The organism is Actinoplanes sp. NPDC019969 (genome assembly GCF_055562375.1).
In genome coordinates this window covers 20,296-46,543 of record NZ_JBVHFK010000006.1, presented here as the reverse complement: position 1 = coordinate 46,543, position 26,248 = coordinate 20,296, and the positions used below count along the sequence as shown (strand labels likewise).

Below are 26,248 nucleotides of genomic sequence, written 5' to 3'. Positions count from 1 at the left end.
TGCCAGGTTCCGAACGTTCAGAGCCGCCGGGCGCGGAGGTGTTCGGCGACGGACCAGGCCTGGAAGGGACAGCCGGTGGCACGGTGCGGGGCGTCCCCGTCGGCGGTCTCGGAGATCGAGCCGAGGCCGTGTTCGGACAGGTGGGCCTCGATGTCGTCGAGGACGTCCCGGGTGTCGACGCCGGCCCGGTGACAGGCTGTCGCCCACGGGCCGGTGAGCCACGGCCAGACGGTCCCGGTGTGGTAGGCCCGGTCCCGTTCGGCGGGGCCGCCCCGGTGCCGCCCGGCGTACCCCTGTTCCCCCGGCGCCAGGCTCCGCGGCCCGAGCGGGGTGAGCAGGGCCGCGCCGAGGCGCCGTAGCGCCGCCGGGTCCGGTGTCGCCGGCGCGTGCGGCAGCGACCAGGCCAGCAGCTGGTTGGGCCGCAGCACCGGATCGGCACCGGAGCCGTCGACGACGTCGTGGAGCAGCCCGCCGGGCGCCGGGAAGCGCCGGGCGAAACCGTCCCGGGCCTGGGCGAGGGCGTGTTCGGCGGGGCCGGGCGGGATCCCGGTCCGCGCGGACATCTCCAGGATCGTCGCCAGCCCGTTGATCCACAGCGCGTTCACCTCGACCGCTTTCCCGGCCCGCGCGGTCACCGGGGTCCCCTCCACCCGGGCATCCATCCAGGTCAATGCGAGGCCGGGAATGGGACGACAAGGGCGCGGGGAGGAGGCGGTGACGCCGGCGAGGAGGAGGCCGTCGGACGGGTCGGCGCGGATGCCGTAGCGGGTGCCGGACAGGTGGTGGGTGACGACGTCCCGCAGGGCCGGCAGCAGCGCCGCCGCCAGGTCGTCGTCGCCGGTACCGGCCACGTGCCGGCCGGCCGCGTGCAGGAACCACAGCGTGCCGTCGACGGTGTTGTACTCCACGCCGCCGGTGTCCGCGGTGTTGGCGAGCATCCCCTCGGACAGCCGGGCCGCGTACCCCAGAAGCAGTTCCCGCCCCTCCTCGGCCCGGTTCGTGGCGAGGAACAGCCCCTCGTACGAGATCATCGTGTCCCGCGACCACGCCCCGAACCACGGGTACCCGGCGACCACGTCCGGCCCGCCGGCGGTGGAGACCACGAACGCGTCGGCCGCGAGGGCCAGGGCGGCCTGCGTCTCGTCGGCGGGCGCGGCGGCCGCGACGACGTCCCGGTTCCGGGCCCGGGCGGCGGCCACGGACAGCCCGGCCGGGGGCGGCGCCGAGCCGAGATCGCCCGCCCAGGCCGACACCTCGGCGGTGTCCCCGGGCCGGTCGAGGGTGGCATGGAAGCTTCCCGCGTACCAGAGGTCCTCCGTCGACGTGAGCCCTCGCTCGTCCTCCGTGCGGTGCCGGACCTGCCGGAACCACTCGCCGCCCGGTGCGAAGCCCGGGCCGCTGATCCGGTAGGCGCCCTCCACCTCGCACCCGCCGGCGGTCGCCGTGACGGCAGGCGGCGGGCCGGCCGCGGTCCGTTCGCCGTGGGCGTCCCGCCAGGTGCAGAGGGCCTCCAGCCGGAGTTCGACCGGACCGCCGGAGATAAGCCGGTGCACGACGGCGACGGCGGGCCTGCCGTGCACTGTCGCGATCTCCCGTTCGATCACGACGTCGCCGAGCCGCCACCGCCATCGCGGGATCCCGTCGATCAGCGTGAACCCGGCGAGCAGCCGGTGCCCGGCGGGGGCGATCGCGCCGTCGGCCCACTCGTGCACGCCGAGCCGGACGATCGCGCCGGAGGGGAGCGTGACCACCGGATCGAGGGACGCCAGTCCCAATGATCGGGATGCCGGGGTGTGATCCGCGACAACCAGCAGTCCGTGGTACCTGCGGGTTCGTAATCCGCTGACGGTTCCCATGGCATAACCGCCCCGACCGTCGGGTAGGAGCCATTCCCGTGCGGCGCCCTCGGTGAGGCGGGCGCAGACCTGTGGGCCGAACGCGATCGGCCGGACCGTGGACATCAGGAACCCCCCGAACCGGCATCGCTTGACACATTGGCGTGACAACCTCAGTGTGATCGACTCCGGGCTGAATCGCGGGTAGTGGGGGATTTCGGGTTGTGGGGGTGAGAACGGACGTGTCGTCGGAACGCGCGCGCCTGGCCGAGGCCGACTCTCGCGAGCAGCCGTGGCGGGCGTGGGGCCCGTACCTGGCCGAACGCGCCTGGGGCACGGTCCGGGAGGACTACAGCGAGCACGGCACGGCCTGGGACTACTTCCCGCACGACCACGCCCGCTCCCGGGCGTACCGCTGGAACGAGGACGGCATGGCCGGCCTCTGCGACGACCGGCAGAACTTCGCCTTCGCCCTGGCGCTCTGGAACGGGAAGGACCCGATCCTGAAGGAGCGGATGTTCGGGCTCGGCGGCGACGGCGGCAACCACGGCGAGGACGCCAAGGAGTACTGGTGGTACCAGGACTCCACGCCCACCCACTCGTGGATGCGCTGGCGGTACCACTATCCGCAGGCCGAGTTCCCGTACGACCAGCTGGTCCGGGTCAACGGGCAGCGCTCCCGCAACGAGGGCGAGTACGAGCTGGTCGACACCGGCATCTTCGACCAGGACCGGTTCTGGGCGGTGACCGTCGACTATGCCAAGGCCGGCCCGCACGACGTCTGCATCGCGATCACCGTCAGCAACCGCGGCCCGGATCCGGCGATCCTGCACGTGCTGCCGACGCTCTGGTTCCGTAACACCTGGTCGTGGGGTTATCCGGGGCGGCACACCCCGGTGCTCACCGGCACCCCGGGCAAGCTCGCCGGCGAGCACCGGTCGCTGGGCCACATCACCCTGGAGGGGCAGGGCGCGCCGGTCGCGCTGATGTGCGACAACGAGACGAACGCGCAGCGCCTGTGGGGTCTGCCGGGCCGCAGCCCGTACCCGAAGGACGGCATCAACGACCACCTGATCCACCACGCGCCGACGGTGAACCCGGCCGGGACCGGCACCAAGGGCGCGCTGCACTACCGGCTGTGGATGGGGGCGGGCGAGACCCGTACCCTCCGGTTGCGGTTGACCCGCAGCGAGGCCCCGCTGCCGCCCGCCGACCTGGGGGACGGCTGGGCCGCGGTGATGCGGGACCGGCTGGCCGAGGCCGACGAGTTCTTCGGCGAGGTGCTGCCGGAGGCGGCGAGCGACGAGGAGAAGTCGGTCGCCCGGCAGGCCATCGCCGGGCTGATGTGGGGCAAGCAGTTCTACCACTTCGACGTGAAGCAGTGGCTGGTCGGCGACCCGGGGAACGCGCCACCGCCGCCGGGACGGCGCTTCGGCCGCAACAACGGCTGGTGGCACATGAACAGCTTCGACGTCATCAGCATGCCCGACCCGTGGGAGTACCCCTGGTACGCCGCGTGGGACCTGGCGTTCCACTGTGTCAGCATCGCGCGGGTCGACCCGGGGTTCGCCAAGTCGCAGCTCCTGCTGCTGCTCCGGGAGTGGTACATGCACCCCAACGGGCAGATCCCGGCGTACGAGTGGTCGTTCTCCGACGTGAACCCGCCGGTGCACGCCTGGGCGGCGCTGCAGGTGTTCCACATCGACGGCGGCCGGGACTTCGACTTCCTGTCCCGGGTGATGCACAAGCTGCTGCTGAACTTCACCTGGTGGGTGAACCGCAAGGACGTCGGCGGCAACAACGTGTTCGAGGGCGGCTTTCTCGGGCTGGACAACGTCGGCCCGTTCGACAGGTCGGCGGCGCTGCCGGTGGCCGGGGTGCTGGAGCAGTCCGACGGCACCGGCTGGATGGCCATGTACGCGCTCAACCTGCTCGACATGGCGATCATCCTGGCCCTGCACGACGCCGCCTACGAGGACATGGCCACCAAGTTCTTCGAGCACTTCACGTACATCGCGGAGGCGGCGTACCGGCAGGGGCTGTGGGACGAGGAGGACAGCTTCTTCTACGACGTGCTGCGGCTGCCGGACGGGCACAAGGTGCCGCTGAAGGTGCGGTCCATCGTCGGCCTGCTGCCCCTGGCCGCGACCACCCGGCTCACCTCGCAGACCCTCGCCCGGCTGCCGGAGATCAACGCCCGGGTCCGCTGGATGCTGCACCACCAGGGCGACTTCGGCGACATGATCAGCCCGCGGCGCCTGGGCGGCGCCGACCGCCGCCAGCAGCGCCTGCTCAGCATGGTCGGCCAGGACCAGTTGCTGCGGATCCTGGCCCGGCTGCTCGACCCCGAGGAGTTCCTGTCCGAGTACGGGCTCCGCACCCTCTCCCGGGCCCACCTGGAGAAGCCGTTCACCGTGTCGCTCGGCGGCTCCGACTTCACTGTCGGTTACGAGCCGGCCGAGAGCACCAGCGGCCTGTTCGGCGGCAACTCCAACTGGCGCGGCCCGATCTGGATGCCGGTCAACTATCTGCTGATCCAGGCGCTGCGGGAGTTCGCCGAGTTCTACGGCGAGGACCTGAAGGCGGAATATCCCACCGGGTCGCAGTGCAAGGCCGGTCTGGGGGAGATCGCCGACGACCTGTCCCGGCGTCTGATCAGCATGTTCGTGCCGGATGCCGGAGGGCGGCGGCCGATCTATGGTGCGACCCGGCTCTTTCACGAGCACCCGGACTGGAAGGATCTGGTGGCGTTCCCGGAGTACTTCCACGGGGACAACGGGGCCGGGCTGGGCGCCTGGCATCAGACCGGATGGTCCGCGCTCGTGCTGGATCTCATTTTCAATCTGCACGGCCGTCACGGAAAGTGAGCGAATACCCCAACGGAGTGTGATCGACGTCTGTCGCTAAAGTCCCTGGTTTGTGCCCGGTCCACCCCCGGCCGGGCCCGAAACGGGGAGGGCAACGTGAACAGGCGAACCATGCTGCGAGGCGGCGCGTCCTTGATGCTGGCGGCGACGCTCGCGCTGGCCGGATGCGGTTCCAGCGACAACGGCGGCGGCGGTGGGCTGCTCGGCGGCGGCAAGAAGGACGCCCCGGCCGCGCTGACCGACGCCGCGAAGAAGATGCAGGACACGTCGTACAAGATGTCGATGGACATGGGCGCTTTCGGCACCATGACCGGTGTCAGCGACGGCAAGAAGAAGGTCCACGAGTTCGTCATGGACATGAACGCGCAGGGTCAGAAGTTGACCACGACGATGCGGGTCATCGACGGCGTGACCTACACGAAGACCAAGATGGGCGGGGCGACCACCCTGCCCGGCTACGACGGCAAGACCTGGCGCAAGACCGAGGCGGGCGCCGCCGGCGGTTTCGGCAGCTTCGACGCCTCGCAGATGACCAAGAGCCTGGAGTCGTCGGTCGACGCCAAGTGGGAGGGCGACGACACCATCAAGGGCAGCATCGACATGTCGAAGTCGGCCGAGGCGCTGGGGGTCGGCGGCCAGGCGGCGGCCCAGTTCGCCGGCAAGTCGGTGCCGTTCACGGCCAAGCTCGACGGTGAGGGCCGGCTGGTCAAGTACCAGCTCGACCTGGCGTCGCTGGGCTCGACCGACGGCGTCTCGAAGTACGACATCACGTACTCCGACTACGGCACCCCGGTCGACGTGCAGGTGCCGCCGGCCTCGGAGATCACCAAGTAGCAGCACGGGACGCGCCGCGTGCCCGGTTCCCGTGTGGGGCCGGGCACGACGCGTTCCACGGGTCAGTGGGCGTGGGAGACGATCTCCTCGGCCACGTGGCGCAGCTGGTGCTGGTCGGGGTGGAACCCGGCGGCGATGTCAGGGTGCAGACCGGCCTTGGCCTGCTCCAGGAGCATGCTGGTGATCTGGTCGACGCTCTCGCCGGCGTACCGCTGCCTGATCTTGACAGTTGCGGCCTGGAGGGCGGAGCTGAGCTGGTCCTCCAACGGGCCGCGCAGCTTCTCCTCCACCGGGTTGAGCGAGTGCGGGTCGAGTGTCACGTGCGGCTCGGCCAAGGTTTCCCTCCGGAGGTCATCGGTGCCAGCCCGATACCCGTACCTCCGCCGACGGTAAACCCCCCGGGGTCTGTCGTGCCCGGGTTTCACCTCGAAGAAGTAGTACCCCGGGTAAGTGCCCCGCGGGCTGTACCGTGGGAGCCCGGAACCACTCGGCCGCCCCCGGACGATCATCGATACCGCCCTGTGACGGGAGTGATTCATGGAATCAGCCGAGCTGACCACACCACGGGGGAGCGCCTACGCGGAGCTCTCCCGGATGATCAAGAGAGCCGGTCTGCTCGACCGGCGCCCCCGGTGGTACGCGGTGCACGCCGGCCTGCTCGGCGCCGCCTGCGTGGCGAGCGTCGTGACGCTGGTGCTGATCGGCGACTCGTGGTGGGCGCTCGCCGTGGCGGTCGTGTTCGCGGTGCTCTCCACCCAACTCGGCTTCCTCGGCCACGACGCCGGGCACCGGCAGATCCTCGCCTCCGGCCGGGCGAACCGGACCGTCGGCACGCTGCTGGCCAACTTCGGGGTCGCCTTCAGCTACGAGTGGTGGGTCGACAAGCACAACCGGCACCACGCGCACCCCAACGACGAGGAGAAGGACCCCGACGTCGGCGTCGCCGGCCCGCTCGCCTTCACCGCCGGGCAGGTGCGGGCGGCCGGCCCGGTCGCTCGGTTCTTCCACCGCATCCAGGCCTGGCTGTTCTTCCCGGCGCTGCTGCTGGAGGCGCTCAACCTGCGGTATTCCAGCGTGCGGTTCCTGCTGGCCGAACGCAGCCGGCGCGGTTACCAGGAGCTGTTCGGCATCACGGCGCATCTGGCCGCGTACGCCGCACTGGTCTTCGGAGTGTTGCCGCCGGTCAAGGCGGTGGTCTTCATCCTGGTGCACCAGGGGCTGTTCGGGATCTATCTGGGCTGCGCGTTCGCGCCGAACCACAAGGGCATGCCCGCGCTGAGCCCGGCCCAGGCGGCGGACTTCCTGCTCCGGCAGGTGCTCACCTCCCGCAACGTGCGCGGGCACTGGGCCACCGACGTGCTGCTCGGCGGGCTGAACTACCAGATCGAGCACCACCTGTTCCCGTCGATGCCGCGGCCGAGCCTGCGGCGGGCCCAGCCGATCGTCGAGCAGTACTGCCGTGATCGCGGCATCTCCTACCTGGAGACGGGGCTCGTCGCGTCGTACGCGCAGGCGCTGCGCCACCTCGACGAGGTCGGTCACACCGTCTAGCAGCGTGTTGAGTTCGGGCGCGCATAGCGGCCGAACTCGACACGCTCGCGGAACGGGGTCGGTGGTCCAAGGAGAGGCTCTCGATCTCCCTGGACCACCGACACTGTCTCGCTACCCGCTAATCGCGGGACTAATCACGCCGGACAGCAACGGCGGAAGAAGCTCGCGGAGAATGTCGACGCCGTCGCGGCTCAGCACCGACTCCGGGTGGAACTGGACGCCGGCGAAACGGTCGCCGCGCAGCCCGTGCACGGTGTCGTCGGCCGGGTCCACGGCCAGCTCGACCGGGCCGTACGGGCTGGTCACGGCGGTGACCGGGGAGACCGCCGAGAAACTGGAGTAGAAACCGACCCGGCGCACCGTGCCGAACAGGTCGATCTCCTTGGCCAGCCCCTGGTACGGCGCGTCCCGCCGGGCCAGCTCCAGCCCCAGCCGTGCGGCCAGGATCTGCTGGCCGAGGCAGACGGCGAACAGTGGCCGCCGGGCATCGAGCAGCGACGTCGCCAGCCGGTGCAGCGTGGCCATCTTCTGGTCCGACAGGTCGGCCGGGTCGCCGGGGCCGGGGCCCAGCACCACCAGGTCGGCCTCCGGGAACGAGGCGCTGTCCCACGGGCGGGTGGTGACGGTGAGGCCGAGCGCCTTGAGCTGGTGGGCCAGCATCGCGGTGAACGTGTCCTCGGCGTCGACGATCAGGACCTCGCGGCCGGCCAGGGCGGGGACGGTCAGCGCGCCCGGCTCGCGGGAGTCGATCCAGAACCGGGCCAGCTCGTCGTTGCGGGCGGCCAGCATGGCCTGGATCTCGGGGGTGAGGGCGGTTCCCCGTACCGCGGCGGGCCTGGCCGGAACCGCACCCAGCGCGGACAGCACCCCGGCCGCCTTCGTGTGGGTCTCGGCCACCTCGCCCGCCGCCGTGGAGTGCCGCACCAGCGTCGCGCCGACCGGGACCCGCAGCGTGCCGTCCGGGCTGATCTCCGCGGTGCGGATCAGGATCGGCGCGTCCAGGGTCTGCCGGCCCTCGTCGTCGTGGTCGAGCAGGGCGAGCACCCCGGCGTAGTAGCGGCGGCCACGGCGCTCGTGCCGGGCGATCACCCGGCAGGCGTTCTCGATCGGGCTGCCGGTCACCGTCGGCGCGAACATGGTCTCCCGCAGCACCTCCCGGACGTCCAGGGAACCCCGCCCGGCCAGCAGATACTCGGTGTGGGTGAGGTGCGCCATCTCCTTGAGGTACGGCCCGGCGACCTGCCCGCCGTGCTCGGCCACCGTGGCCATCATCTTGAGTTCCTCGTCGAGGACCATGTACAGCTCCTCGATCTCCTTCTCGTCGCGCAGGAAGTCGGCGAGATCCCCGGAGCCGTTGCGGAACGTGCCGCTGATCGGGTTCATCATGGTGATCCCGTCCTGGACGCTGACGTGCCGTTCCGGTGTCGCCCCGACCAGGATGCGGTTGCCGGTGTCGACCAGGAACGTCCAGTAGGTGCCCTGCTCCCCGGCGAGCAGCCGGCCGAACGCGGCCCGCGCCGCCTCGAGGGGGTCGCCCTCCACCGACGCCTGATAGACCCGGTGGATCACGAAGTTGGCGCCCGCCCCGTGGCCGATCTCGTCGCGGAGCACCTCCTCGACGATGCTGCCGTACTCGTCGTCGGACAGGTCGAAACCGCCGTCGCGCAGGGTCAGCGGTCTCGGGGGGAAAGCGGTCAGGGGTTCCCGGGAGATCGACCGGACCAGCAGGCATTCGAGCGGGGCGCCGTCGTCCACGCACTCGAAACCACGTTCGGTGATCTGCCGGTACGGGATCACGGCGAGCACCGGGGCGCCGGGCCGCAGCGGGATGTCAGCGAGCGTGGGGACGGTGATCACGTCTCCGGTCAGCACCTCGACGTGGTCGGCGCCGTCGCGGTGCAGCAGGGCGAATGGCATGGAAGGCTCCTCGGTGACGAGGGCCGCCGCGCCGAGACCGGCCGGAAACGCGGAACGGCCGCCTCGGGAGAGGCGGCCGCGGTGGTCATGCGCGGGTGGGGCCGCCGGTCAGGCGGGCCACCACATGGTCGAGTGCGTGCGCATGCCGACGAGCCTACGGTGATCCGGTGCTCCGGGCCAACCGGAGTCTCATAGTGCGAACGCGGACCGGACCGCGTTGCGGGCCCAGATCATCCGGCCGAGCGCGCAGTCCGGGTGCTCGCCGAACTCCTGGGCGACCAGCTCGGCGCACCCGGTCGCGCCGAGGCGCTCGACCATCGAGGTGACCGCGGTGCGGATCAGCTCCGCCGTCGGCTGCTCGGAGCGCTGCACGTCGGAGGCGAAGAGGGCTTCGCTGCGTACGTCGTCCATCAAGGCGTTCATCGGATCCTCCCGGCCCTTGTCGTTGCGCGGTGGGTGTCTGGCATCCAGAACACCCGCCGCCTGCTGCAACCAGGGCTCAGCCGGGTTGCGGACGGGTTGCGGACCACTTTCCCGAGAGGCACCCGCATACCGCCTATAACGGGATATGGTCCGAACACCTAGTGCAACGGATCGGGGGAAGCCGCGTGACGACCGTCCTGGTGGCCGACGACGACGCCGACATCCGCGACCTGGTGGCCTTCAAGCTGGAGCAGGCCGGGCTGGAAGTGCTGGCGGTCGGCGACGGTCAGACCGCGGTCGAGACGGCGCGGACACGCCTGCCCCGGCTCGCGGTGCTGGACGTGTCGATGCCGGGGCTCTCGGGTATCGACGTGTGCCGGGCGCTGCGATCCGACCCCGCCACCGCCGGGATGCTGATCATCATGCTCACCGCGCGGGTGCAGGAGCAGGACGTCGAGGGTGGGTTCAGCGCGGGGGCCGACGACTACGTGACGAAGCCGTTCAGCCCCCGCGAGCTGGTCTCCCGGATCCAGGCCCTGCTGACCCGCGCCAGCGCCTAGCCGCGTCTTCCAGCGTGTTGAGTTCGGGCGCGAATAGCGGCCCAGCTCAACACACACGGTCTGCCGTTTTCAGCGTGTTGAGTGGGGGCGCGGATAGCGGCTCAACTCAACACGCTAATTGGCGGCCTCGACCAGCTTGTCCAGGTCGGCGGCGTTCAGCGGGCTGCCCGGGAAGGTCGCCATCCGGCTCAGCGGCAGACTCCCCAGCATCATCAGCATCTCCGGGTTCGCGGTCATCGCCGACATGATCCCCTCCGCCTCACCGGCCCCCGCCGCGAACGCCGCCCCCAGCACCTCGGCCCCGCGCGGGTCGGCGAACCACTCCCCGACGCTGGACTCGGCGGTCAGCGGCACCCGGGCCGGGTCGCCGGCCACGTGCACGGTCACCGTGGCCCGGATGTCCCGGGACGAGGAGCCGACCTCGAGGACGTACTCGCCGCCCTCGACGATCCACTGACCGAGCCGGGTGTCCCAGTACGCGAGATCCTCCCGCTCGATCGTCAGCCGCGCCTCCACCGTCTCGCCCACGCCCACCGGCACGCTGGCGAACGCCTTCAGCTCCCGCGGCGCGCGGCGCACCCGCGAACCGGGCAGGCTCACGTACACCTGGACCACCTCCCGGCCGTCCCGGCCGCCGGTGTTGGTGACCGGCACCCGTACCTCGACACCGCCCTCGGCAGCCGCGGCGCGGGCCGCCCCGTACCCGAACGTGGTGTAGGACAGGCCGAACCCGAACGGGTACGCCACGTCCTGGCCGCGCGCGTCGAAACCGCGGTAGCCGACGTGCAGGCCCTCGCCGTACCGGACATGGCCGTGCTCGCCGGGGAAGTCCAGGTACGACGGGTGGTCGGCGAGCTTCACCGGGATCGTCTCGGCCAGCCGCCCGGACGGGTTGACCCGGCCGAACAGCACGTCGGCGATCGCGCTGCCGCCGGCCTGCCCGAGCAGCCAGCCCTCGACCAGCGCCGGAACCTTCTCGTCCCACGGCTTCGTCGCGATCACCGCGCCGTTGGAGAGCACCACGATCGTGTTCGGGTTGGCGGCGGCGACCCGCTCGATCAGCGCGAGCTGCGCCGCGGGCAGGTCGATCGACTCGCGGTCGGCGCCCTCGGTCTCGTGCAGGCTGCCCACGAAGACGATCGCGACATCTTTCTGGGCGGCGACCGCGACGGCTTCCGCCAGCAGATTCTCCTCGGGCTCGGCGCCCGCATAACCGGGCGCAAAGCGGACATCCGCTGCAAGGGCGGCGATTTCGGTGAGCGCGTCGTCCAGCTTCGTCGGCGTGATCTGCGAGCTGCCGCCGCCCTGGTAGCGGGGGGTACGGGCGAACTCGCCGATCACCGCGACGCTGCGGCCGCCGTCCAGGGGCAGCAGGCCGCCGTCGTTCTTGAGCAGAACGATCGCCCTCTGGGCGATCTCCCGGGCGAGCGCGTGGTGCGCTTCGGCGTCATAGGTCCCGGCCGGCCGCTCCCCGGCTTTCCGGACCATCTCCTGTACGCGTTCCGCGCTCGTGCGCAGCGTCCCCGCGGCGAGCCGCCCCTCCGCCACGGCCTCCACCAGGGCCCGGTCGCCCGCCGCGTCCGGCCCCGGCATGGTCAGGTCGAGGCCGGCCTCGACCGCCTTCACCCGGTCCACGACCGCGCCCCAGTCCGAGACGACCAGGCCCGCGAAGCCCCACTCGCCGCGGAGCACCTCGGTGAGCAGCCAGTGGTGCTCGCTGGCGTACACCCCGTTGATCTTGTTGTAGGCGCACATCACCGTCCACGGCTGCGCCCGGGTGACCACTTTGTGGAACGCGCGCAGGTACATCTCGCGGAGCGTGCGCTCGTCGACGTCGGCGCTGATCCGCATCCGGTCGGTCTCCTGGCTGTTCACCGCGAAGTGCTTGAGCGACGCCCCGACACCCTTGCTCTGCAGGCCGCGCACCCACGCGGTGGCCAGCAGGCCGGTGAGCAGCGGGTCCTCGGAGAAGTACTCGAAGTTGCGCCCGCCGAGCGGGCTGCGCTTGAGGTTGACGCCCGGGCCGAGCAGCACCGCGACGTCCTGCGCGCGGCACTCGTCGCCGAGCGCCTCACCCATCCGGCGCAGCAGGTCCTCATCCCAGGTCGAGGCGCCGGCCACGGCAGGCGGGAAGCACGTCGCCGGCACGCCGGCCAGCAGGTCGCCCTCGCCGGCCTGCAGGCGAACCCCGTGCGGCCCGTCGGTCACGGTGACCGGCGGGATGTCCGCGGACTCGACGCCCTCGGTGTGCCAGAAGTCCTTGCCGCTGGTGATCGCCGCCTGTTCCGAGGCGCTGAGTGCCATGGGTGCCCGCCCTTACTGAGTACCTACTAGGTATTAACTGCTCCGTAACATAGCCAGGTCAGAGCGGGTCCGGCAAGAGGGTGCTGGTAGGAAAGAGCTGTGCAGACCTCCCCTCCGTTCCGCCGCGACCGCGCTCGGTTACCGGCTGCCGAACGCCGCCGGCAGATCCTCGAGATGACCACCAAACTGATCGCCGAACGCGGCTTCTGGGGCCTGTCGATGCAGGACGTCGCGGACGGGTGCGGCCTCACCGTCCCCGGCATGCTGCACCACGTCGGCTCCAAGGACAGCCTGCTCGTCGCCGTCCTGGAATACCGCGACGAACAGGACGCCAGATCCCTCGCCTCGATGCTGGGCCGGCCGGTGCACCAGCTGTGGACCGACGGGCCGAGCCTGCCGGAGGTCTGCGCCGCCCTGGTCCGGCGCAACGCCGAACAACCCGAGATCGTGCGCCTGTTCGCCGTCCTGGAAGCGGAGTCCCTCGCCCCCGGGCATCCCGCCCACGACTACTTCAAGGCCCGCCAGCAGCGCACCCTCGACGAGCTCAGCTCCCTGGCCGCCGGCGCCGTCGCCAACCCGCGCGAACTCGCCGCCCAGGTGATGGCCATGATGGACGGCCTGCAGATCCAATGGCTGCGCGACCCGGAGACGTACGACCTGGTCCGCTCCTGGGAAGCCGCCGCCACCCGCCTCTTCCCGACCTGATCTCTTCCGCCATGATCCGTATCCTCGGGATCCTCGTCGAAGGGAAGCGGAACATGGGCCACCGGCTGCGGACCACCTGGCACGACGACGAACTCGACAGCGACCCGGACGGTCTCTACCAGCTCCTCGACGGCCTGATCCCCGGCGCCAACCCGGTGGCCCTCCTGATCCCGGCCGTCGAGGACGGCTCGTTCGTCGAGGTGACCGCCGGCCGGGACGGCCCGTTCCAGATCCGGTTCGCCCCGCCGGACGTCGCACCGCGGACCGTCACCGGCGCCGACATCCTGGCAGCCCACCGAGCCCTTCTGCGGTTCGTGCTGGCCGATCCCGAGTGGACCGCCGCCGCCGAGGCCGCCGAAGGGACGGCGCCCGGTCCTGCTGCGGCCTCGATCGACTACCGTGAGACCGGCCTCACCATCGCCACCGCGATGCTCGACGCGGCGAAACGCCGCCGCCGGCAGGGTCTGCCGCCGGTCGTGGCGCCGGTGATCCGGTGGGGCGCGCACGAGGTCCTCACCGGCGACGTCTGGTCCGAGATCCCGGAGTCCGGCGAGCTGGTGATCCGGGTGTCCGCCGTCGATCCGGCCCGCGACAACGGCATCGCCGTCTCCGCGATGGGCGGCACCCTGCGCCTCGGCGGCGAGCCGCCCGCCACCGAGCTGATCCTGTGGCCGTCCGCCGGCGCGCGTGAGTTCACCATCGGGTTCACCACCCCGCGGCGAACCCTCGGCATCTGCAACGTCTACACCCTTCCGGGGCCGGCCGGTCCGCGCGTCGAACGCTGGCAGCAGAACGCCGGAATGCTTCGAACGTTGCGTTCCGGTTCCGAGCGCGCGTACGACTGCAATCACGCCTTGGCCAGCCCGCCCGCCTTCACCGACCTGTCCTTCTCCGCCTCTCTGACCGGCTGATTCGCGTTCCCCGGGCGGGGTCGTTTCCGATCTTGTGGATGTGGCGTCGGAGTGAGCTGCACAAGATCGACAGCGTGTCCGAAGTTGTGCGCCTCACTCCGGAAATCCGGCCTCCCGACTCCAAGATCGCGAGTCTTTCCGATCTTGGGTCGGAGAGGCTGGCGCGCACTGCCCAAGATCGCGGGCGGCGGGTTGCGAAGGTTCACTGCCCAAGATCGCGGGCGGCGGGTTGCGAAGGTCCACTGCCGAGGGTCGCGGGTGGCGGCCGGTTGCGGTGGTGCACTGCTGAAGGTCGCGGGTGGCGGCGGGTTGCGGTGGCGGCGCACTCATCACGGGCATGGGTTGCGGTGGTGCAGTGATGGAGGGCGTGGGTTGCGGTGGTGGGGGTGGTCTGCTGCTCAAGGTCGCGGGCGGTGGCCGGTTGAGGTGGTCTGTTGCTCGAGATCGCGGATGCCCCGCCGCGGGGTTGTGGTTGTGGGCGTCGCTGGCTGGAAAGAACGTTCGTTCTAAGAATGACGCGCACACGAATCGGGCCGAACGTCGATCTTGTGCGCGTTGCTCCGGTGCCGGCTCCCCAAGATCTGAGGGCAGCGGTCGCCCGCGAGCGGCATGGCCCGCACCGGCCGGAGGCGTGACTGGCCGGTGCGGCGCCGGCCGGGTCAGGCTTTGGGGTCGAGGGCGCCGAGCCACGCACGGACCTGGGCGCACTCGTCCTCGGTGAGGGCGATGGCCGCCGCGTCCGCGCGGTTCAGGACGTTGTCGGCGAAAGCGGCGGCGATCTCGTCGGCGTCCGGTGGCGGCTGGCGGTACAGGGGCGCGCCCCCGAACGCCGTGCCGCGGGTGACGAAGGCGATGGCGGAGCGGCTCACGTCGACGCCCTCCTCGGCCAGCTTGTCGCGGGCCCACCGGGTCGCCTCGGTGAGGTTGAAGTGGTGGGAGGCGGCGTACTCGGCGAGGGCGCGGTACACCGGCGGCCACATCTCGCGCGGCAGGCGTGGGAGGCCGAGTGGGGCGCTCAGGCGCATCACCGGTTCCGGGGCGGGGCCGGTGGTGCCGGGCGCTTCCGGGGGACCGTGGCGGCTGTCGTCCCAGACGAAATGGTTCGAGAATTTGGCGTACGGGAGACGCAGGCTCTCCAGGGCCCGGACGAAGCCGCCGAAACCGAACCAGTTCGACTCGTCGACGCCGCTGCCGAGCTGGCGGCGCAGGTCGTGCGCGAGGGACGCCAGGTTGAGCGGGCCCGGGGCGGCCGTGTAGCGCCAGGTGACCAGGTCACGGAACTGGTCGTAGGAGGCCTCGGCGGCCGGCTCGCCGGGCGGGGTGACGACCGGGTCCTCCTCGCCCTCGACCGGTTCGCCCTGGACCAGTTCGAGCAGCTCCTGGCTGACGATCAGACGGTCGGCGACCGAGGTGAACGCGAGCGCGGCGTCGGCGGGGGAGACGATCGTGGTGCGGCGGTCGGCTCTGCGGAGGCGTACCAGAAGAGGGGTCATGTCCGAGTCGCCGGAGGCGATGACGAACTCGTCGTAGGTGACCTGGTCGGCGAGCGCGTCGACCGCGTCGAGGACCATCCGGATGTCGGCGGCGTTCTTGGTGTGGGTCAGCCGCGGGCAGTCGATCACCTCGAACCCGGCGTTGACGAACGACGGCCGGAACCGGGAGTAGTAGAGCCGCTGCTGGCCGCCCGCCGGATCCGGGTGCGGCACCCAGCCGCCCGGGTTCATGTAGCACCGCAGGATCAGCCACCGCCGGGGGCCGTCGACGGTCAGCGACGTGGTGAGCCGGGACAACCAGGCGCCCGGCTCCTCGGCGAACTGGATCGCGACATCCGGGTCCTGCCTGATGAGGGCACTGAACACGTTGTCGAAGTCCAGGAACAGTGCGGCGCGTACACGAGCCATGACCGAAACCTACCGTGCGTCGCACAGCGCGGGTGTCAGGCACACGCTGTTTGCCGTTTCACTGCTGGTGGTATCAGCGACGAATCGGAGCCCCTCGGTGCAGCTCGGCCAGGTCCTGGACGTGATGGAGACGCTGCTCACGGCGGCGGCGCATCCGGAGATCGAGGCGGTGGAACGCTTCGGCACGGACGCCGCGCCGGGTGGGCCGTCGCCGGCGGGAGTGCGGGTGCGGTACGTCGACGGCGCTCTCGCGTACCTCTGGGGTGGGGTCTGGACCGGCGAGACGGACCTCCCGACGCCCGAGAGCCTGCCGCCACCCGCCGGCCGCCGCCCGGATCGGCTCGCGGTCCTGGCCGTGTGGCTGCTCGATGCCGCCCGCCCGGCGGCGCTGACGTCCTGGCAGCTCGTCGCGCTGCCGGACCTGGGGCCGACCGCCGAGCGCGGCAAGGCGCCCCGCGGCATCCGGATCGTCGGCGCCGACGGCACGTCGCTGCTGCTGCGGGTGACGGCGGCGGGTGGGCCCGACCGCGCCCCCGAGCAGGAGCCGTTCCCGGAATGGCGGGTGCCGGAAGGACTCGGCGCAGGCCTCAGCGCAGGCTGAAAACCGGGCCGCGCGGGGTGAACGGCAGGCGTGCGCCGCGCGGCATCAGGAAGGCGTGCTCGCGGCGGATCCGCAGCACATCGCATGCCCCGTCGGTGATCACCAGGATCGGGCCGCCCGACGGGAAGTCCGGCGCGCGTTCCAGGAGGTCGACGGCGGGCTGCAGGACGGTGCCGCCGCGGCCGCGCACCCGGACCCGCCCGGCGATCTGGTCGACCGGCAGATAGCCGGCGTCGTAGGCGGCGGCGTCGCAGAACACCACCCGCGCGGCCGGCACGTTCCGGGCGGTGGCGTACGACGCGATCGCGCCCAGCGCCTTGCCCATCACGCTCGCGCTCATCGAACCGGACGTGTCCACGACGACGCCGAACGTGCCGCGCGGCACCGCCTCCCGCGGAAGGTGGCGGCCGGGCCGCGGGATGTCCGGGGTGGCGGCCTGCCTGCGGGAGGGGCGGGCGTACGACCGGACCGGCTCCGTCATCGGCACGTGCTCGTCGAACCACCGCGCGAGCCGCACGTCCCACGGCAGCGGTGGCTGCTCCAGCACCCGGATCTCGGCGACCAGCCCGGACGGCAGATCGCCCCGGCCGCTGCTCTGGTGGTACGCGAACCCGGTCAGCAGCGCCCGCCGGCAGTACTCGTCCAGGTCCACGCCACCGGCGCGCCGGCCGGCCCACGGCAGCGGCTCGCCGAGCATGTCGCCGGCGCCCTGACCGCGCAGGGTGGCCAGTTTCCGCATCCGGCGCAGGTCACCGGCGATCCGGTCGTACACCTGCTCGGCCGAGCAGCCGGCGAACTCCGGATCGTGGAGAACGCCGTCCGGCAGCACGCCCACCCCCATCTCCACCAGCCAGCCGTTGATCACAAAATCACAGGCGACGTTCCAGAGGTACGGGTCCCGCGCCCCGCCCCGGTCGGCGTGCCGCAGCGCGACGTGCAGCAGCTCGTGCGCCAGCACGAACCGCCACTCGTCGGTGCTCAGCGACCGCCACGGGTTCACGTAGATCTCGCCGGCCTCGGCCGACACCGCCGCGATCGACACACCCCACGCGCGGGCCAGCGGGCCGTCGGCGACCAGGGTGAACCCGGCCGCGATACCGCCGAGCAGCGGGTACGACCCGATGAACCAGCCCATCGCCAGGTCCCACGGCGGGCGTTCCGGCCGGGACCCGACGCTCGTCCGCGCGCCGCCGGCCACCTCGACCCCGGCGACCGCGGCCGCGGACAGACCCTGGGCGAACCGGTCCGGCCACCGCGGTTCACGGCCGGCCTCGAAGCGGATCGGCCGGACATCCAGATCGGACATGCCGGTGAACTCCGGCGGCACGCCCTCGCGCCGCCAACGTGCGGCCAGGGTGGCCTCGTCGGCGCCGGGCAGGACCTCCGGCAGCGGGTCCGGCTCGCGGCCCAGCTTGACCGCGCGCTGGAAACGGGACACCGCGACACAGGCCGCCGCACGGAACGCCGCATCGGGATCCGGCTCGTCGAAGTGCCCGAACCCCAGATGGAGCAGGCAGTGCGCGAGCACCCAGCGCCACTCCTCCTTGTCCAGCCGGCGGGACCGGCCGACCACGATCCGGCCGGCGGCGGTGACCCGGGCCAGGCCGGGACGGCCGTCCATCTCGGCGGTCGCGTGCGGCCGGGTCCAGTCGTGGCCGGCCATCGGCTCGAACAGCGGATGCCCGGCCAGAGCGGACCAGGCGTTCTCGAACGCCAGGGTGTTCGGGTCGGTCTCCAGGACGCGGGCCATCTCAGGCCCGGGCCGCGACCAGGCGCGGCAGGTCACGGCTCACCTCGACGAGGAACCAGGCGGGCAGCACCGGGCTGCCGTCGGTGTCCGGGGCGATCACCAGGCGGCCGCACTCCAGGGAGATCTCGGCCAGCTCGACGAGCATCGCCTTGGCACGGTGGGCGAACTGGCGCAGCCCGGCCGAGGCGTGGCTCTTGCCGGCCGGCAGGTCCTTGACCAGCCGGGCGCGGAACGCCTCGGCCAGGAAGTAGAGCAGGTCACGGTCGCCGGGGGCGGACGGCCAGCCGGCGTCGCCACGGACGATCGCGTCGAGCCCGTACCGATGCCGCACGATCTTGACGTACCCGCCGAAGGCGGTCGCGTGGGCCGGGCCGAGCGTGCCCGCGGCGAGCAGGCCGAGCGTCTCCTCGTCGAGGCCGTCACCGTAGGAGTGCAGCGCGTCGGAGAGCATGTGCCAGCTGCGCGGGGTGGAGAACGCCTCCTCGACCTTCGGCGGCTCGGACCACAGGTGATCCGGGCGCTCGGTGAGGTAACCGATCACCCAGCGGTGGATGCCGGCGCCCTCCGCCCACTCCCGCCAGTCCGCCCAGGACGCCCGCAGATGCACGTGGATCAAACGGTTGACCAGCGCGGACGCCATCGGCCGGGCGAGCGCGTTGTCGCTGGACCGGTTGCCGGCGCCGATCACGATGGACCCGGCGGGCAACTCGTACGCCCCGATCCGGCGGTCCAGGATCAGCGAGTAGAACGCCTTCTGCACGTCCGGGCTCGACGAGTTCAGTTCGTCGAGGAAGAGACAGTACGGCTCGTCGCGCGCGATCGACTCCGGTGGCGCGAACCGGCTCCTGCCGTCCCGCAGCTCCGGCACCCCGATCAGGTCCTCGGCGGCGAGCTGGGTGCCGACCAGGGTCACGCACTCCAGCCCGAGCGATGCCGCGAAGTCACGGACCAGCGAGCTCTTGCCGATGCCGGGCGCACCCCACAGGAACACCGGCCGCACGACCGCCACGTGGAGCAGCAGGTCGGGCAGCCGGGCCGGGGTCACCGTGATCGCGGAGTGCACGCCGGACAGTGTGGCTCGTCATCCGCCGGCGGGCATCCGGATTACATCGAGGCGCCCATGCCGTTGGTGGTCCGCAGGTAGATCGTGCCGGGCAGGGCACCCTGGGCGGCCCGGGCGCCCTCGGCCACCGCCGCGTCGACCGAACGCAGATCCGCCTCGGTGAAGTCGTCGAGCTGCCAGCTGTTGCCGTTCGCCTTCCCGGCCGGGGCGAGCCCCACCTCGCCGCGGGTGTTGCCGAGCGCCACATTGGAACGCAGCACGGCCGGGGCGGTGGTCATCGCGAAACCGAGGCCGGTGTTCCGGTACGCGGTGTTGTTGCCCAGTTCGATCGCGCCGGTGTTGTCCTCGTCGACGAAACCGTGCCCGTCGTTGCCCCAGGCCGCGTTGTGCCGGACGGCGTGCGGCGCGTTCACCGCCGGGTCGCCGCCGCCGAGCGCGAAACCGTTCGCGCCGTTGCGGTACGCCCAGTTGTACTGCACCGTGACCCGGCTGCGGAACGAACCCAGGTCGATGCCGTCCAGGCTGTTGCCGAAGGCCCGGTTGCCGCGCAGCAGGTTGCCGTCGCCGGCGCCGAACTGCACCGACAGGCCGGAGCCCCGGTTGTCGTGGAAGTCGCTGTTCAGCACCTGGTTGCCGGACGTGCCGTCGTCGCGCAGCATCAGCCCGACACCCGCGTTGCCGTGCACGGACAGCCGCTCGAAGACGTCGTTCGTGCAGGACAGGCAGGTCCAGGTGGCGTTGCGGGCACCGGTGACGGTCAGGTCGCGGACGGTCCAGAAGGATCCCCGCTGGGTGATCGCCCACTGGTCGGCGGGGATGCCGGAGGCGTCGATCACGGCGCGCTCGGTCCCGTACGAGCTGAGCGTGATCCGCTGCGCGGCGGTCCCGCTCGTACTGATCGAAATCGGACTGGTCGGGCGGTGGGTCCCCCCGCGCAGCGCGATCGTCTGCCCCGGCTTCACCACCGAGAGAGCTTTCGCGATCGAGGCGTACGGCCGGGCCAGGGTCCCGTCCCCGTCGTCCGAGCCGCCCGGCGCCACCACGATGTCCGCCCTGCCCGGCCCGGTGACCGGCCGGGTCGTCGGCGTGGCCGTGGGGCTCGCGCTCGCCGTCGCCGGCGGCTGCTGCTGCGCCGGCGGCGTCGTGGCGGTCGCGATGACCGGCGGCGCGACCGCCACCGGCTGCTCCCGGTCACCGGGGGCGTAGTTGACCGCGTAGGTGAGCCCGCCACCCACCGCGACCGTCGCCGTCACCGCCGCCACCATCGTCTTGTGCTGCAGCAACGACTGCGCGTGGGCGACCAGCGAGGTGCCGCCGAGCACGGCGGGCGCGGCGCCGGCCTGGATCGCCGACTGGATCCCGGCCCACAGCGCGACCGGCACCGGCAGCGCCGCGACGCCGAGCAGCAGCCGCTCCGGCGAGATGGTCCCGGCCTGGTGCAGGCGACACTTCGGGCAGTCCCGGACGTGCCGGGCCAGCCGCTTGCGCCACACCGAGTCGGCGGCGCCGTCCCAGAACCGGATCGTGCTCGCCAGCTCCGGGCACATCGGCTTGGCCCGCAGCGCCCGCACCACCCCGCGGGACAGCTCCAGCTGCGCCTTCATCCGCTGCACCTTGACCGCGGCGTGCTTCGCGCTGACGTCCAGGGCCTCGGCCAGCTCGGCCCGGGTCAGATCGCCGCGGGCCTCCTGCCACCACAGCCCGAGCAGCTCCCGGTCGGCGTCCTCCATCCAGCGGGTCGCCTCGGCCAGCTCCCGGCGCTGCTCGGCGACGACCAGCTCGGCGGTGGCCCGCTCGGCGAAGTCGCCGCCCGGGTCCGGCACGTCCACCGGCTCCGGGTGGTGCCGCATCACTGTCATCTTGCGGCTGCGCAGGTGCATCTGGACCCGGCGGTACGCGATGGCGACCAACCATGATCGGAAACGGTCGGGTTCGCGTACCGAGCCGAGTTTGTTGATCGCCTGGAGCATGGTGTCCTGCACCAGGTCGTCGACATCCGGATGGCCGTTCAGCGCCCGCCCGATGATGTTGTAGATCAGCGAGAGGTGCCCGGAGATCAACTGGTCCCGTGCGCGCACGTCCCCGCGCTGGGCGTCCCGAACCAGGTCCGGCACGTTACGCGCGGTAGCGGTCTGGCTGTCCGTCACGGTCCCGTTCTCCTCGTCGACGTGGGCACCCCGTCGATCTCCCGTTGCCTGCCTCATCCAGGGGTTGTGCCCACTAGCTGCGAAAATGTCCGTCTACTCGTGATCGGCCCGTATCGTGGCACAGCTTTCGGAGAACTGTAAAGCGCGGCCTCCGCGCTCTTTCCCAAGTTTTTGTTATCGCTCCCAGGGCGCGTGCATCTACTCTCCGCCACCTTCCCCGAGAGGATTCCCATGCCCGAGAAGATCTTGCATCCGGCCGCCCTCGGTTGCCGGGACCCGCTCGGCTGAGAGCTCCGGTCCCGCCGGCCTCCCCTTCCACCGGGGCCGGCGGGACCGGTTCCCGTCGTGCGGTTTTCTGTCGTACCCGGGGCATAGGCTGCGGGTCGTGAGGAGGGAAGCGAGCATTCTGCACGTCGATCTCGACGCGATGTTCGCCGCTGTCGAGCAGCGCGACAAGCCGTCGCTGCGCGGCAAACCGGTGATCGTCGGCGGGGTCGCCGGTCGTGGCGTGGTCGCCACGGCGTCGTACGAGGCGCGGGCCTTCGGGGCCCACTCGGCGATGCCGATGGCCCAGGCCCGCCGCCGCTGCCCGCCGAACACGGCGTACCTGTCACCCCGGTTCCAGGCCTACCAGCGCACCAGCGCGGTCGTCATGGAGCTGCTGGCCGGCGTGTCACCGCTGGTCGAGCAGGTGTCCATCGACGAGGCGTACGTCGATCTCGCCGCCACCGGCCGGGACCTCAGCGTCGCCGCGGTCACCGACCTGGCGTACGAGTTGAAGGCCCGGATCGCCGTGGCCACCGGCGGCGTCACCGGCTCGATCGGCGCCGCCTCCAGCAAACTCCTCGCCAAGATCGGTTCCGACCTGCACAAACCCGACGGCCTCACGGTCGTCCCGCCCGGCCAGGAGCTCGCCGTCCTGCACCCGCTGCCGGTCCGCCGGCTCGGCGGGGTCGGCCCCGCCACCGAGCAGCGCCTGCACCGCTCCGGCATCCGCACCGTCGGCGACCTGGCCGCCGTCGACCTCGACGACCTGGTCGACTGGTTCGGCACCGCCCACGGCCAGGGCCTCCACCGGCTGGCCCGGGCCGAGGACAACCGCACCGTCGTCAGCGAACGCGAGGCCAAATCGGTGTCCGCCGAGGAGACCTTCGACGTCGACCTCACCGACCCCGTCCGCCTCAACCGGGAACTCGACCTGCTCTCCGCCCGCGTCGCCGGCCGCCTGCGCAAATCCGGCCTCTCCGGCCGCACCGTCAACATCAAGGTCCGCCACCCCGACTTCACCACGGTGACCCGCGCCGTGACCCGCGACCAGCCCACCGACGACGGCCAGCTGGTCGCCCGCCTGGCCCGCCGCCTCCTCGCCGAGGTCAACACGTCCGGCGGGGTGCGCCTGCTCGGCGTCGGCGTGTCGACGCTGTACGACTTCGCCCAGGACGACCTCTTCTCCACCCTCGGCGAGGACCCACCCGACTTCTCACCTCCCCCTTCCCGGAAAACCTCGTACGAGCCGGTCGACGCCGGCTTCTCCGACGGCGCGGCTTCGGTGGCGTCGGCGCTCTCCACCCCGGCGCCACCCACTCCCGGCGGCTCTGGTCCCGGTCCGGCCGGCGCGCCAGCATCGGCTCCTCCCTCCGCCGAACCTCCTGCCACCACCACCGCCGATCCGGCCCACGCCGCTGCCTCACCGGCGGCCGTAGCTGCCGGTTCCTCTTCCGTCCCGCTTTCCATTCCGCCGCCCGCCGCCTTGCCGTCCGGTTCGCCGCCCGCCGCCTTGCCGTCCGGTTCGCCGGCCGCCGCCTCGCCGTCCGGGTCGCCGGCCGCCGGTTCGGTGTCCGGTTCGCCAGCCGCTGTCCGGCCGTCCGCCTCGCTGGCTGCCGTCTCGCTTTCCGATTCGCCGGTCGCCGCCTTGCTGTTCGGTTCACCGGATGCCGCCTCGCCGTCGTCGCCCCCTCCTTCGTCGAGCCAGCCGTCGGAGGCATGGGATCCCGGCGTCCCGAAGCCGGGTGTGCCGGCTGGCGTCCCGGACCGAGCAGTGCCGGCCGTCGTCCCGGAGCCGGGCGCGCCGGTGGACGTCCCGGTTTGGCGGCCGGGGCAGGACGTGCTGCATGACGAGCACGGCCCGGGCTGGGTCCAGGGAAGCGGCGTCGGCCGCGTCACGGTCCGCTTCGAGGGACCGCTCACCCCACGCGGCCCGATACGGACTTTCCTGGTCAGCGATCCACACCTGCACCCCACCGACCCACCCGACTGGAGGCCGGCCCCCTCCAACGAGCCGTCGCCATGACCATGCGTTCCGCCCGAAGCTGTCGGACCAGCGGTAGATCTTGTGCGGCTGGCTCTCCTGGCTGTCTCGACGGCTGGTTGTCAGTGCTGTCTCGACGGCTTCGAGGCAGCACTGGCGACCAGCTGGACACCGGCATCTGCTGGAGGAGTTCCTGCGGGTGGCGCCGCGGGAGGCCCGGCGCCCGGCAGCCACGCCGCTGACCGGCCGGGAGCTGGAGGTGCTCGCTCTGCTGGCCCGGGGTCGCAGCAACGCCGAGATCGCCGCCGATCTCACCGTCAGCGAGCACACGGTGAAGACGCACGTCGCAGCATCCTGGCCAAGCTGGGGCTGCGGGACCGGGTCCAGGCCGTCGTCCACGCCTACGAGGAGGGCATCGTCACGCCTAGACGGGCGCCTAGCGCGAAAGGACCAGGCGACGGACCGCTCTTCGCGGCGATGTGAGGGCGCACCGCGCCAGGTCCGCTGGCGGGACTGCTGGCGATCGTGCTCGGGCTGCTCTGCCCGACCGGGCCGGACGGCAGGCGGCCGGGTCCGGCGCGGGCCGGGATCCTCGTCGGCGCGGCCGGTTTCCTGCTGTTCGCCACGTTCTGCATCGTCTATTCGGCGTCCTCGGGTACCCGCTTCCGCGGATCGAGCGGTACCACCCCGAACTGGGGTAGCCGCTTGCCGTGAGGGGCGCAAGCCGGTCGGCGTGGTTGTGCTGATGGTGCATTTCCGCGGGTGAAGGGCGCGCGGGCCGCCGTGGCACGGTACGACGGTCCTGGGAGGACTTTCGATGACCGCTGTGACCCCTCGTCCCGTACAGCCCCGGCAGTGGCCCGTGCGGCGTCAGGTCAGAGGTTCCTGGCTGGCCCGGACGCTGCGCACCACGGACGCGAAGCAGATCGGGATCATGTATCTGGCGACCGCGTTCGCGTGGTTCGTGCTGGGTGGCCTGATGGCGCTGGTGATGCGGGCCGAGCTGGGCCGGCCGGGCATGCAGCTGCTGTCGCCGGAGCAGTACAACCAGTTGTTCACCATGCACGGCACGATCATGCTGCTGTTCTTCGCGACGCCGATCGTGTTCGCGTTCGCCAACTTCGTGGTGCCGATCCAGATCGGGGCGCCGGACGTGGCGTTCCCGCGGCTCAACGCGTTCGCGTACTGGCTGTACTTCTTCGGTGGCCTGATCGCGTTCGGCGGGTTCCTGGTGCCGGGTGGGGCGGCGGACTTCGGCTGGACCGCGTACACGCCGCTGAGCACCTGGCAGCACTCGCCGGGTTACGGCGGGAACATGTGGATCGTCGGTCTCGCGATCTCCGGTGTCGGCACGATCCTCGGCGCGGTCAACATGATCACCACGATCCTGTGCCTGCGGGCGCCCGGGATGACCATGTTCCGGATGCCGATCATGACGTGGAACATCCTGCTCACCAGTGTGCTGGTGGTGCTGGTCTTCCCGTTCCTGGCGGCGGCGCTGTTCGCCCTGGCGGCCGACCGGGTGCTCGGCGCGCAGGTGTTCAACACCGAGACCGGCGGGCCGATGCTGTGGCAGCACCTGTTCTGGTTCTTCGGCCATCCCGAGGTCTACATCATCGCGCTGCCGTTCTTCGGGATCATCACCGAGGTCGTCCCGGTGTTCAGCCGCAAGCCGGTCTTCGGCTACAAGACCCTGGTCGCCGCGACGGTCCTGATCACCATGCTGTCGATGAGCGTGTGGGCGCACCACATGTTCGCCACCGGCCAGGTGCTGCTGCCGTTCTTCAGCCTGCTCAGCTATCTGATCGCGATCCCGACCGGGATGAAGTTCTTCGTCTGGATCGGGACCATGTGGCGCGGGCAGCTGACGTTCGAGTCGCCGATGCTGTTCGCTGTCGGGTTCATGGTGACGTTCCTGCTCGGCGGGCTGACCGGGGTGCTGCTGGCCTCGCCGCCGGTGGACTTCCACGTGACCGACAGCTATTTCGTGGTGGCGCACTTCCACTACGTGCTGTTCGGGACGATCGTGTTCGCGGTGTTCTCCGGCATCTACTTCTGGTTCCCGAAGATGTTCGGGCGGATGCTCGACGAACGCCTCGCCAAGGTGCACTTCTGGCTGACGTTCATCGGATTCCACGCGACGTTCCTGGTGCAGCACTGGGTCGGCAACGAGGGCATGCCCCGGCGGTACGCGGACTACCTGCCGGGCGACGGGTTCACCGTGCTGAACATGATCTCGACGGTGGGCGCGTTCGTGCTGGGGGCGGCGACGCTACCGTTCCTCTACAACGTGTGGAAGTCGTACCGGGCGGGGCAGCCGGTGACCGAGGACGACCCGTGGGGGCACGGGAACTCCCTGGAGTGGGCGACGTCCAGTCCGCCGCCGCTGCGCAATTTCGACAAGATGCCGCGGGTGCGGTCCGAGCGCCCCGCCTTCGACCTGAAGTTCCCGCAGCTCGCGGCCGGTGGGCAGTCCGAGGCGGGACCGCCGGAGGGTGGGGCGCGGCCGCTCACCGAGGAATCCACCGGCGGCGCCAGCTATCCGGAGGACCGTACCGATCGTTGAGGTATGCGGCCAACGAGCGATCTGTCGGATTTGGAACGAAAGTCGATAGATGCTCATCGCGCGAA

The 26,248-nt window shown here is 71.4% G+C and carries 19 protein-coding genes and 1 pseudogene; 11 read left to right on the top strand and 9 right to left on the bottom strand.

Annotated elements, in window-relative coordinates; genetic code table 11:
* Positions 1–17: 17 nt before the first annotated feature.
* Positions 18–1,961 carry an amylo-alpha-1,6-glucosidase gene (locus ACZ3II_RS18920; RefSeq protein ID WP_465518968.1) on the bottom strand — a complete coding sequence of 648 codons (1,944 nt, stop codon included), beginning with the start codon at positions 1,959–1,961 and terminating at the stop codon, positions 18–20.
* A 104-nt stretch (positions 1,962–2,065) separates the two neighbouring features.
* Between ACZ3II_RS18920 and ACZ3II_RS18915 the strand changes: the two genes are divergently transcribed.
* On the top strand, positions 2,066–4,702 hold the full coding sequence (locus tag ACZ3II_RS18915) for an MGH1-like glycoside hydrolase domain-containing protein (RefSeq protein WP_465518967.1): 2,637 nt from the start codon (positions 2,066–2,068) through the stop codon (positions 4,700–4,702).
* Positions 4,703–4,798: 96 nt separating this feature from the next.
* Entirely contained in the window at positions 4,799–5,536 is a 738-nt protein-coding gene (locus ACZ3II_RS18910; RefSeq protein ID WP_465518966.1) for a hypothetical protein, read from the top strand.
* A 62-nt stretch (positions 5,537–5,598) separates the two neighbouring features.
* Here the strand turns inward: ACZ3II_RS18910 and ACZ3II_RS18905 are convergent, their stop codons facing one another.
* Complete coding sequence (locus ACZ3II_RS18905) at positions 5,599–5,871, bottom strand: hypothetical protein (RefSeq protein WP_465518965.1); 273 nt, start codon at positions 5,869–5,871, stop codon at positions 5,599–5,601.
* A 202-nt stretch (positions 5,872–6,073) separates the two neighbouring features.
* On the opposite strand from ACZ3II_RS18905, the gene ACZ3II_RS18900 reads away from it, so the two are divergent.
* Positions 6,074–7,087: a fatty acid desaturase family protein gene (locus ACZ3II_RS18900; protein ID WP_465518964.1), complete on the top strand. Its 1,014-nt coding sequence runs from the start codon at positions 6,074–6,076 to the stop codon at positions 7,085–7,087.
* Positions 7,088–7,198: 111 nt separating this feature from the next.
* Here the strand turns inward: ACZ3II_RS18900 and ACZ3II_RS18895 are convergent, their stop codons facing one another.
* Both ACZ3II_RS18895 and ACZ3II_RS18890 read right to left on the bottom strand, forming a co-directional pair.
* Positions 7,199–9,004, bottom strand: a complete 1,806-nt coding sequence (locus ACZ3II_RS18895) for an anthranilate synthase family protein (protein WP_465518963.1) — start codon at positions 9,002–9,004, stop codon at positions 7,199–7,201.
* 189 nt (positions 9,005–9,193) lie between these two features.
* A complete protein-coding gene (locus tag ACZ3II_RS18890) occupies positions 9,194–9,427 on the bottom strand; it encodes a hypothetical protein (RefSeq protein ID WP_465518962.1) in 234 nt (77 codons plus the stop codon).
* A 185-nt stretch (positions 9,428–9,612) separates the two neighbouring features.
* On the opposite strand from ACZ3II_RS18890, the gene ACZ3II_RS18885 reads away from it, so the two are divergent.
* The gene (locus tag ACZ3II_RS18885; protein ID WP_465518961.1) at positions 9,613–9,987 is read left to right on the top strand and encodes a response regulator; all 375 of its coding nucleotides are present in this window, start codon (positions 9,613–9,615) and stop codon (positions 9,985–9,987) included.
* A gap of 114 nt (positions 9,988–10,101) precedes the next feature.
* Here the strand turns inward: ACZ3II_RS18885 and ACZ3II_RS18880 are convergent, their stop codons facing one another.
* Positions 10,102–12,291: a glycoside hydrolase family 3 C-terminal domain-containing protein gene (locus ACZ3II_RS18880; RefSeq protein ID WP_465518960.1), complete on the bottom strand. Its 2,190-nt coding sequence runs from the start codon at positions 12,289–12,291 to the stop codon at positions 10,102–10,104.
* 174 nt (positions 12,292–12,465) lie between these two features.
* Between ACZ3II_RS18880 and ACZ3II_RS18875 the strand changes: the two genes are divergently transcribed.
* Both ACZ3II_RS18875 and ACZ3II_RS18870 read left to right on the top strand, forming a co-directional pair.
* A complete protein-coding gene (locus tag ACZ3II_RS18875; RefSeq protein WP_465518959.1) occupies positions 12,466–12,996 on the top strand; it encodes a TetR/AcrR family transcriptional regulator in 531 nt (176 codons plus the stop codon).
* 11 nt (positions 12,997–13,007) lie between these two features.
* The gene (locus ACZ3II_RS18870) at positions 13,008–13,907 is read left to right on the top strand and encodes a hypothetical protein (RefSeq protein WP_465518958.1); all 900 of its coding nucleotides are present in this window, start codon (positions 13,008–13,010) and stop codon (positions 13,905–13,907) included.
* 659 nt (positions 13,908–14,566) lie between these two features.
* On the opposite strand, the gene ACZ3II_RS18865 is transcribed toward ACZ3II_RS18870, so the two are convergent.
* Positions 14,567–15,808 carry an NYN domain-containing protein gene (locus ACZ3II_RS18865; protein ID WP_465518957.1) on the bottom strand — a complete coding sequence of 414 codons (1,242 nt, stop codon included), beginning with the start codon at positions 15,806–15,808 and terminating at the stop codon, positions 14,567–14,569.
* 97 nt (positions 15,809–15,905) lie between these two features.
* Between ACZ3II_RS18865 and ACZ3II_RS18860 the strand changes: the two genes are divergently transcribed.
* Positions 15,906–16,409 (top strand): hypothetical protein, encoded by a 504-nt coding sequence (locus ACZ3II_RS18860; RefSeq protein WP_465518956.1) that lies wholly within the window; start codon positions 15,906–15,908, stop codon positions 16,407–16,409.
* Here the strand turns inward: ACZ3II_RS18860 and ACZ3II_RS18855 are convergent.
* Genes ACZ3II_RS18855 through ACZ3II_RS18845 form a run of 3 tightly spaced genes read right to left on the bottom strand, consistent with a single transcriptional unit; the run spans position 16,396 to position 21,369 of the window.
* On the bottom strand, positions 16,396–18,195 hold the full coding sequence (locus ACZ3II_RS18855) for a vWA domain-containing protein (protein ID WP_465518955.1): 1,800 nt from the start codon (positions 18,193–18,195) through the stop codon (positions 16,396–16,398). The genes ACZ3II_RS18860 and ACZ3II_RS18855 overlap by 14 nt on opposite strands.
* Positions 18,161–19,204: an ATP-binding protein gene (locus ACZ3II_RS18850; RefSeq protein ID WP_465519380.1), complete on the bottom strand. Its 1,044-nt coding sequence runs from the start codon at positions 19,202–19,204 to the stop codon at positions 18,161–18,163. The genes ACZ3II_RS18855 and ACZ3II_RS18850 overlap by 35 nt, the downstream gene beginning before the upstream one ends.
* Positions 19,205–19,263: 59 nt before the next feature.
* A complete protein-coding gene (locus ACZ3II_RS18845) occupies positions 19,264–21,369 on the bottom strand; it encodes a sigma-70 family RNA polymerase sigma factor (protein ID WP_465518954.1) in 2,106 nt (701 codons plus the stop codon).
* A gap of 385 nt (positions 21,370–21,754) precedes the next feature.
* Here ACZ3II_RS18845 and ACZ3II_RS18840 point away from each other — a divergent pair, with 385 nt between their 5' ends.
* From ACZ3II_RS18840 to ctaD, 4 genes and pseudogenes are all read left to right on the top strand, one after another.
* Positions 21,755–23,659: a DNA polymerase IV gene (locus ACZ3II_RS18840; RefSeq protein WP_465518953.1), complete on the top strand. Its 1,905-nt coding sequence runs from the start codon at positions 21,755–21,757 to the stop codon at positions 23,657–23,659.
* Between the two features lie 187 nt (positions 23,660–23,846).
* A pseudogene (locus ACZ3II_RS18835) lies at positions 23,847–24,100 on the top strand (response regulator transcription factor); the annotation flags it as partial.
* 42 nt (positions 24,101–24,142) lie between these two features.
* Positions 24,143–24,331: a hypothetical protein gene (locus tag ACZ3II_RS18830; RefSeq protein WP_465518952.1), complete on the top strand. Its 189-nt coding sequence runs from the start codon at positions 24,143–24,145 to the stop codon at positions 24,329–24,331.
* Positions 24,332–24,434: 103 nt separating this feature from the next.
* Positions 24,435–26,183, top strand: a complete 1,749-nt coding sequence (gene ctaD / locus ACZ3II_RS18825) for an aa3-type cytochrome oxidase subunit I (RefSeq protein WP_465518951.1) — start codon at positions 24,435–24,437, stop codon at positions 26,181–26,183.
* Positions 26,184–26,248 lie beyond the last annotated feature (65 nt).

Coding starts and splice junctions, on each gene's coding strand:
- ACZ3II_RS18920 (WP_465518968.1), bottom strand. CDS start 1,961: ATGTCCACGGTCCGGCCGATCGCGTTCGGCCCACAGGTCTGCGCCCGC.
- ACZ3II_RS18900 (WP_465518964.1), top strand. CDS start 6,074: ATGGAATCAGCCGAGCTGACCACACCACGGGGGAGCGCCTACGCGGAG.
- ACZ3II_RS18895 (WP_465518963.1), bottom strand. CDS start 9,004: ATGCCATTCGCCCTGCTGCACCGCGACGGCGCCGACCACGTCGAGGTG.
- ACZ3II_RS18890 (WP_465518962.1), bottom strand. CDS start 9,427: ATGAACGCCTTGATGGACGACGTACGCAGCGAAGCCCTCTTCGCCTCC.
- ACZ3II_RS18880 (WP_465518960.1), bottom strand. CDS start 12,291: ATGGCACTCAGCGCCTCGGAACAGGCGGCGATCACCAGCGGCAAGGAC.
- ACZ3II_RS18875 (WP_465518959.1), top strand. CDS start 12,466: ATGACCACCAAACTGATCGCCGAACGCGGCTTCTGGGGCCTGTCGATG.
- ACZ3II_RS18870 (WP_465518958.1), top strand. CDS start 13,008: ATGATCCGTATCCTCGGGATCCTCGTCGAAGGGAAGCGGAACATGGGC.
- ACZ3II_RS18865 (WP_465518957.1), bottom strand. CDS start 15,808: ATGGCTCGTGTACGCGCCGCACTGTTCCTGGACTTCGACAACGTGTTC.
- ctaD (WP_465518951.1), top strand. CDS start 24,435: ATGACCGCTGTGACCCCTCGTCCCGTACAGCCCCGGCAGTGGCCCGTG.